The 7,695-nt window shown below is 71.3% G+C and carries 7 protein-coding genes; 1 reads left to right on the top strand and 6 read right to left on the bottom strand.

Translation table 11 applies throughout. The features are described from left to right. Positions 1 to 41 precede the first annotated feature (41 nt). The 6 genes from ACFCY7_RS38695 to ACFCY7_RS38720 form a co-directional block, all read right to left on the bottom strand. A complete protein-coding gene (locus tag ACFCY7_RS38695) occupies positions 42 to 1,649 on the bottom strand; it encodes a DoxX family membrane protein (RefSeq protein WP_376490774.1) in 1,608 nt (535 codons plus the stop codon). A 105-nt stretch (positions 1,650 to 1,754) separates the two neighbouring features. Continuing rightward, positions 1,755 to 2,711: a 23S rRNA (guanosine(2251)-2'-O)-methyltransferase RlmB gene (rlmB, locus tag ACFCY7_RS38700; protein WP_376490775.1), complete on the bottom strand. Its 957-nt coding sequence runs from the start codon at positions 2,709 to 2,711 to the stop codon at positions 1,755 to 1,757. A 77-nt stretch (positions 2,712 to 2,788) separates the two neighbouring features. Beyond that, entirely contained in the window at positions 2,789 to 4,189 is a 1,401-nt protein-coding gene (cysS, locus tag ACFCY7_RS38705; RefSeq protein WP_376490776.1) for a cysteine--tRNA ligase, read from the bottom strand. Between the two features lie 103 nt (positions 4,190 to 4,292). After that, entirely contained in the window at positions 4,293 to 4,847 is a 555-nt protein-coding gene (gene ispF, locus ACFCY7_RS38710; RefSeq protein ID WP_376490777.1) for a 2-C-methyl-D-erythritol 2,4-cyclodiphosphate synthase, read from the bottom strand. Then, positions 4,837 to 5,586: a 2-C-methyl-D-erythritol 4-phosphate cytidylyltransferase gene (gene ispD, locus ACFCY7_RS38715; protein ID WP_376490778.1), complete on the bottom strand. Its 750-nt coding sequence runs from the start codon at positions 5,584 to 5,586 to the stop codon at positions 4,837 to 4,839. The genes ispF and ispD overlap by 11 nt, the downstream gene beginning before the upstream one ends. 330 nt (positions 5,587 to 5,916) lie before the next feature. Next, the gene (locus ACFCY7_RS38720) at positions 5,917 to 6,399 is read right to left on the bottom strand and encodes a CarD family transcriptional regulator (protein WP_003953493.1); all 483 of its coding nucleotides are present in this window, start codon (positions 6,397 to 6,399) and stop codon (positions 5,917 to 5,919) included. Positions 6,400 to 7,040: 641 nt separating this feature from the next. On the opposite strand from ACFCY7_RS38720, the gene ACFCY7_RS38725 reads away from it, so the two are divergent. Then, a complete protein-coding gene (locus ACFCY7_RS38725) occupies positions 7,041 to 7,661 on the top strand; it encodes a DUF461 domain-containing protein (RefSeq protein WP_376490779.1) in 621 nt (206 codons plus the stop codon). Positions 7,662 to 7,695: the final 34 nt, after the last annotated feature.

Here is a 7,695-nt window from a genome sequence, read left to right on the forward strand (position 1 = left end):
GCGCCGAAGCGGTGCCGCCCTTTCCCGTACGCGCTCCCGCGTCAGCCCAGGAGGCCGCCGATCGGGTTCCGCGCGCCGCCCGACGTCGAGCCGCTCTCGGTCGGGGTGCTGCCGCCGGTGGAGTCGCCGGTGCCGCCGCTCGACGAGCCGCCGCTGCCGGACGGGGTGTCGCTGCTGGACGGCGGGGGCGCGGGCTTGGACTGGGTGGGCGTACGGCTGCCGCCGCCCGTGCTGCTGCCCTGGGTCGCGGTGGGGCTCTGCGTACGGGTGGACCGGCGGGTCTCGGTGGGCCGGGTGGCCTCCTGCGTCTCCTCGCGCTCCGCGGGGGGCTCGCTGGTCTCGACGGGCTTGGGCGCGGTGGAGGCGCTGGTGGAGGGCGAGCGGCGCTGCGGCTCGGTGGGGAGCGGCTGGCCGGGGAGGTGGTTGATGGGGTCGTCGTTGGGGCCGGGGACGGTGACCATCTCGGTGGAGCGGACGGCGCCGCCGAGGACGGAGCCGATGAGGAGGGTGAGGCCGACGACGACGGAGGCGAGGAGGGTGCTGCGGCGGATGACGCGGCGGCGGAGGTCCCAGAGGTCGGCGCGGGGGCCGAGGGTGCGCCAGGCCTCGCCGGCGATGCGGCCGTCGAGGGAGTAGACGGGGGCGCCAGCGATGATCAGCGGGGACCAGGCGGCGAGGTAGCTGATGTCGGCGGAGTCGTAGACCGGGACGGTCTTCCAGCTGACGGTCAGCAGGAGGGCGGCGGAGAGCAGGGCGCCGACGACGGCGGCCGCGCGCTGCCAGAGTCCGAGGACGGTGAGGACTCCGACGACGACCTGGAGGAAGGCGACGGTGAGTCCGGCGCCGACGGGGTGCTGGAGGGCGAAGTCGCGGAGGGGTTCGGCGAGGGCCCAGGGGTGGAGGGAGTTGAGCCACTTCACCATGGAGCCGCGTTCGCCGCCGTCGAAGTAGACGGGGTCGCAGAGCTTGCCCATGCCCGCGTAGATGGAGATGAAGCCGAGGAAGACGCGGAGCGGGAGGAGGACGACGCCGAGGTTCATCCGGCGGCCGGGATAGTAGGCGTGCCGGACGGAGTCGTTGCCGTGGCGATGGGCCGTGCGGGTGTGCGGCACGTCCTGGTCGTACGCCTCGGCGGCCTCGGGCCTGAGCTCGTGGACGTCGTCGTAGGCGCCCTCGGCGCGGCGCATCGGCGGCAGCAGGGGCGCGGAGTCGGCGGGGACCACGGGGGTGGGCATCGTGGTGTCGATGCGCGGGATGGCCTGGGTGTCGCCGGTGTCGTGACCGGAGTGACCGGAGAGGCCTGGGTGTCCGGCGAGGCCCGCGTGACCGCCGTGTCCACCGCGGCCGACGGCCGGTTCGAGCGTGGAGACGGACGACTCGCGTACGGCCTGGAGGAGGCCGGTCGCGCCCGGTGCGGACTTCCCGGTCCACACGACGGGGCGGCGGCGCGGGGCGCCCGCTCCGGCGGCTCCGGACAGGGCGGCGGTGCGGGCACCGGCGCCGAACTTGGGCTGCGGGGCCGGCGCGAGCCGCACACGGAAGCTGGCGTGGTTCACGATCACCTGGGCGGGATCGGAATCCACCTTGACCATGCTCAGCGCGGGCTGATCGTCGAACCCCGGCCGGGGCGTTCTGGTGTCCACACTCATCTAACCGAGTGATCTGGGTTTAGGACACTGCCTTGACAGCTCGATAATGTCCGAGGCCCGTCAAGATCACGCCACGGCCGGGGCCTGGGTACGACCGGTGCGAGGTCAGCCCATGCGGCGGCGGGCCGCCTCGTAGAGCACGACACCGGCGGCGACACCGGCGTTGAGCGACTCGGCGCCACCCGGCATCGGGATGCGGACGCGGAAGTCGCAGGTCTCGCCGACCAGGCGGGACAGGCCCTTGCCCTCGGAGCCGACGACGATGACGACGGGGCCGCCCAGCTCCTCCAGCTCGTGGACCTCGCGGTCGCCGTCGGCGGCCAGACCGACGACCGTGATGCCGGCCTTCTGGTACGCCTCCAGGCAGCGCGTCAGGTTGGTCGCGCGGGCGACCGGGGTGCGGGCGGCGGTGCCGGCCGAGGTCTTCCAGGCACCGGCGGTCATGCCGGCGGCGCGGCGCTCGGGGATGACGACGCCGTGCCCGCCGAAGGCGGCGACGGAGCGGACGACGGCGCCGAGGTTGCGCGGGTCGGTGATGCCGTCGAGGGCGACGATCAGCGGGTCCTCGTGGTCGTCGTAGGCCGCCGCGGCGAGGTCCTCGGGGTGCGCGTACTCGTACGGCGGGACCTGGAGGACGAGGCCCTGGTGGTTGAGGCCGTTCGTCATCCGGTCGAGCTCGGGGCGCGGCGCCTCCATGATGTTGATGTTGCCGCGGCCGGTGGCGAGGTTCAGGGCCTCGCGCACGCGCTCGTCGTTGTCGATGAACTGCTGCACGTACAGCGTCGTGGCGGGCACGCCGTCGCGCAGGGCCTCGAAGACCGGGTTGCGGCCGACGACCATCTCGGACAGGCCCTTGCCGCCGCGGCGGGCGACGGGCTTGCGCTTGGCCGCCTGCCGGGCCATCGCGTTGGAGACGCGGAACGCCTTGTGGCCCTTGCGGTCCTCGGCCTTGGGGGTCGGGCCCTTGCCTTCGAGGCCCTTGCGCCGCTGGCCACCGCTGCCGACCGTCGCACCCTTCTTGTTCGACGTGCGACGGTTCCTGCGCTGGCTGTTCCCGGCCATGACTACCTGATTTCCTCTGCTGACGTACAAAGTCTGTAACTGAAGTGTGCCGCCCGGTGTCCCGAGCGGCACGTCTTCTAACGGTTGCCCAGCGTCCAGCGGGGGCCGTCGGGGCTGTCCTCGATGGCGAGGCCGGACTGGTTGAGCTGGTCGCGGATCGCGTCCGCGGTCGCCCAGTCCTTGCGCTCACGGGCCGACTCGCGCTGCTGGAGCACGAGCCGCACGAGGGTGTCGACGACGCCGTGGAGCTCCTCGCCGCCACCCGTCTCCTCGGCCCAGTGCGGGTCGAGCGGGTCCAGGCCGAGGACGCCGAGCATGGCGCGGACCTCGGCGAGGCGGGCGATGGCCTCGTCCTTGTCGTCCGCGGCGAGGGCGCTGTTGCCCTGGCGGACGGTGGTGTGGATGATCGCGAGCGCGTGCGGCACGCCCAGGTCGTCGTCCATGGCCTCGGCGAAGGCCGGCGGCACCTCGGCGGCGGGGGCGACGGGCGCCCCGGCCTTCTCGGTGGCGCGCTGGACGAAGCCCTCGATCCGGGCGAACGCCGACTCGGCCTCGCGCAGGGACTCCTCGCTGTACTCGATCATCGACCGGTAGTGCGGGGTGCCCAGGTAGTAGCGGAGGACGATCGGGCGCCAGTTCTTCACCATCTCGGACACCAGCACGCTGTTGCCGAGCGACTTCGACATCTTCTCGCCGCTCATGGTGACCCAGGCGTTGTGCACCCAGTACGAGGCGAAGTCGTCGCCGAAGGCCTTGGCCTGGGCGATCTCGTTCTCGTGGTGCGGGAAGATCAGGTCGAGGCCGCCGCCGTGGATGTCGAAGGCGGAGCCCAGGTACTTGTGCGCCATGGCCGAGCACTCCAGGTGCCAGCCGGGACGGCCGCGGCCCCACGGGGTCTCCCAGTCGGGCTCGCCCGGCTTGGTCGCCTTCCACATGGCGAAGTCGCGCGGGTCGCGCTTGCCGGTGATGCCGTCCTCGGCGGGCTGGCGGAGGTCGTCGATGTCCTGGTTGGAAAGCTCCAGGTAGCCCGGGAAGGAGCGCACGTCGAAGTAGACGCTGCCGTCCGCCTCGTAGGCGTGGCCGCGCTCGATGAGGCCCCGCATCATCTCGATCATCTCGGGGACGTGACCGGTGGCGCGGGGCTCGTAGGTCGGCGGGAGGCAGCCGAGGGCCTCGTAACCGGCGTTGAACGCGCGCTCGTTCTCGTAGCCGATGGACCACCAGGGGCGGCCCTGCTCGGCGCCCTTCCTGATGATCTTGTCGTCGATGTCGGTGACGTTGCGGATGAACGTGACGTCGTAGCCGCGGTAGGCGAACCAGCGGCGCATGATGTCGAAGTTCAGCCCCGACCGGATGTGGCCGATGTGCGGGGCCGCCTGCACGGTGGCGCCACAGAGGTAGATCGAGACGCAGCCCGGCGTGAGCGGGGTGAAGTCACGGATCTGCCGGGCGCTGGTGTCGTACAGGCGAATAGTCACCACTCCAGGGTAGTGGGCGTGTGGTAGTGCCCCGCCCCCGGTTCACCATCACCGACGACGTTTTTCATCGGCACCGGGGGCGTATGAGGGGGTTGGGGGTGAACTAGGGGGCGGTTACGGGGTACACGAGGGCGGTCGCCAGGGCGGCGAGGCCCTCGGCGCGCCCCGTGAGGCCGAGTCCGTCGGTGGTGGTGCCGGAGACGGAGACGGGCGCGCCGGCCGCGGCGCTCAGTGCCTTCTGCGCCTCGTCGCGGCGCTTGCCGACCTTGGGGCGGACGCCGACGACCTGGACGGCGATGTTCCCGATCTCGTACCCCTCGGCGCGGACGATCCGGGCGGCCTCGGCGAGGAGGGTGACGCCGGAGGCGCCGGACCACTCCGGCCGGGAGGTGCCGAAGTGGGCGCCGAGGTCGCCGATGCCGGCGGCGGAGAACAGTGCGTCGCAGGCGGCGTGGGCGGCGACGTCGCCGTCCGAGTGGCCGGCGAGTCCGTACTCCTCGTCCTCCCAGAGGAGACCGGCGCACCAGAGTTCGCGGCCCTTCTCGAAGGCGTGCACGTCGGTGCCGATGCCGGTACGGGGAAGGATCACCGGCTGCGTCGGCCGCGCCTGCTGCGTCGGCTGCGTCGGCTGCGTCGGCTGCGTCGGTTCAGAAACCATCGTTGGCCCTCCTGCGGGCGAGTACGGCCTCGGCGAGGACGAGGTCGAGTGGGCGGGTCACCTTGAAGGCCTCTTCGTGGCCGGGCACGACGACGACGGGCGCGCCGAGCCGCTCGACCATACCGGCGTCGTCGGTGGCGCCCTCGCCGGCGAGGGCGATGGTGGCGTGGGCGTTGACCAGCGTGTCGTGGTCGAAGCCCTGCGGGGTCTGGACGGCGCGGAGGCGGGCGCGGACCGGGGTGGCGACGACCTGCTCGGGGTCGCCCGGCTTCTCGGCCGGCTCGACCTCCTTGACGGTGTCGGCGACGGGCAGCGCGGGGACGACGGCGACGGCCCCGTCCCGCACGGCCTCGATGACGGCGTCCACGGTGTCGACCGGGACGAGCGGGCGGGCGGCGTCGTGGACGAGGACGGTGGTGATGCCCTCGGGGAGCGCCTGGAGGCCGAGGTGCACGGACTCCTGGCGGGTGTCGCCGCCGGGCACGACGAGGTAGTCGGTGCGCTCGGGGAGGGCGTGGGCGTCGAGGAGGTTCTTGACCTCGGCGGCGCCGTCGGAGGGGGCGACCACGACGACCAGCGAGACCGCGCGGGAGGCGGCCATCGCGCGGACGGCGTGGATGAGCATGGGGGTGCCGTTCAGCGCGCGCAGCGCCTTGGGGGCGCCCGGGCCGAGGCGTACGCCCCGTCCGGCCGCCGGGATCACCACAGCGGTACGAGGAGGACGCGCTTCGTCTGACATCGGTTGCACTCCGGCAGGTTTGTTTCCGCGGCCGACATGGGTATGGCCTCACCGTGCCGGACGCTCCGCCTTGACCGGGCCCTTTCCGTGACGACGGTCGAGGCGTTGCCGCCCGAGCACAGGGGTTCGGACGTAACAGGGGGTGCGGGTTCTTTCTCAGCGGTGCGCACACGTGATCGTGCCCGTGTGCGTACGGCCTCGCGTACGCTCCGCATTCGTACGCGAACATGCCGCAGCGCCCGACGACGGCACTGTGTGGATCACAGCACGCCAGCGGGCGCCGCGGCATCGCTTCACTTGGTAGCGCGCTCGGACGTCGTCAGAGCACGCTCAGGACGCGAGGACCTCGTCGAGGAGAGCCTCGGCCTTGTCCTCGTTCGTGTTCTCCGCGAGGGCGAGCTCGCTCACCAGGATCTGCCGAGCCTTGGCAAGCATGCGCTTCTCACCTGCGGAGAGCCCGCGCTCGCGCTCACGCCGCCACAGGTCGCGGACTACTTCGGCGACCTTGATGACATCGCCGGAGGCGAGCTTCTCGAGATTTGCCTTGTAGCGACGAGACCAGTTCGTCGGCTCTTCGGCGTACGGCGCACGCAGCACCTCGAAGACCCGGTCCAGCCCGTCCTGCCCGACCACGTCGCGCACACCGACGAACTCCGCATTGTCCGCAGGCACGCGAACAGTCAGGTCGCCCTGCGCGACCTTGAGCACCAAGTAGGTCTTGTCCACGCCTTTGATCTGGCGAGTTTCGATGGCCTCGATCAGCGCGGCCCCGTGATGGGGATAGACCACGGTGTCGCCAACCTTGAACGTCATGTGACAGGTACCCCTTCCGTGGCTATCCAGGGTAACACGGATTCGGCTTCTTCTGAATGGCGTTTTCGCAGGTCAGGGCATATCTCGGGGCTTGACAACGGCATCACGGACGTGCTGCGGAGGGCTTCCGGAAGGCGGTATTCGCAGGTCGGAGCGGCTGCGTGGACAGAGAGAAACGCGCACGTTACACATACCCGAGACCCCTAGAGGCAGGCTCGATGTCCCGATTTGTCGGGTTCGGAGCGGCCTTCTTCACCTACTCCGTTCGAGGATCGACCACCCGTACGGATGCATCCGGGGGTGATTCCGTAATTGATCAGCCGACCCCGGTCCGCGATTTCCCGGAGGCACGACTCCGGGTAATGCGCGGCGACCCTCGAATTGATCAAGGCGCTTATGTGAACAACAGGTCAATGGGTCGTGTTCCGGCCACGGCGGCCGATGGACGACGGGCGCCGGACGGGTCGGCGGACCGCCCCTGAGGTGCGCACCCCCGGGAGCCCGGGAGACGCCCGCGGCCGGTTAGGGGCGGGTCGGGTGCGGGACGGAGAGTGCGGCTCGGTAACCTAAGCGCGCTGACACACCTTTAGTTGTTCCTTAGTTCCCAAGCCCGTCCGTACGTCCTAGGAGATGCCGCCGCCGTGAGCCGCAGCCTTCGACGCGGCGCCCTCGCCGCCACCGCCATCGTTTTCTCCATCGCCGCGCTGTCCGCCTGCGGTGCCGGCAACAACGCGCAGACGCTGGAAGTGCGGCCGGACAACGCCGCCGTCACCGTGGACGACGTCAAGATCCAGAACGCGCTGGTGATCACCCAGCCCGAGATCGGCGTCAAGGGCCCGGCCGTCGTCTCGGCCACGGTCTTCAACAACGGCAACCTGCCGCAGGTCATCGAGTCGATCACCCTGCCGGGCACGCTCGGCACCGTGAAGCTGACGGCTGCCGAGGGCGCCGGCCCGATCACCGTCCCGGCGCTCGGCTCCGTCGTCATCGGCGGCGAGGGCAACGCCTCCGCCGTGGTCGAGAACGGCCTCGCCGAGGCCCGCAACGGCAACGCCCAGAAGGTCGTCTTCAAGCTGAGCAAGACCGGCGACGTCAGCCTCAACGCCTTCGTCGTCCCGGCGACCAGCTACTTCAAGGACTTCGGCCCGAGCGTCGTCCCGGCCCCGCCGGGCGCCGCGCCGACCGCCTCGGCCTCCGCGTCCGCCGAGGGCGAGCACGGCACCGAGCCCACGGGCGAGGCGAGCCACTCGGCCGGTCACTGACCGCACAGACGTGAAGAGGGGCGCCCCCCGGCCG

It is taken from the genome of Streptomyces sp. NPDC056361 (assembly GCF_042262805.1).
GTDB lineage: Bacteria > Actinomycetota > Actinomycetes > Streptomycetales > Streptomycetaceae > Streptomyces.

Excerpts from the sequence above, each read along its gene's own strand:
- ACFCY7_RS38695 (WP_376490774.1), bottom strand. The coding sequence starts at position 1,649 with ATGAGTGTGGACACCAGAACGCCCCGGCCGGGGTTCGACGATCAGCCC.
- rlmB (WP_376490775.1), bottom strand. The coding sequence starts at position 2,711 with ATGGCCGGGAACAGCCAGCGCAGGAACCGTCGCACGTCGAACAAGAAG.
- ispF (WP_376490777.1), bottom strand. The coding sequence starts at position 4,847 with ATGGTTTCTGAACCGACGCAGCCGACGCAGCCGACGCAGCCGACGCAG.
- ispD (WP_376490778.1), bottom strand. The coding sequence starts at position 5,586 with ATGTCAGACGAAGCGCGTCCTCCTCGTACCGCTGTGGTGATCCCGGCG.
- ACFCY7_RS38720 (WP_003953493.1), bottom strand. The coding sequence starts at position 6,399 with ATGACGTTCAAGGTTGGCGACACCGTGGTCTATCCCCATCACGGGGCC.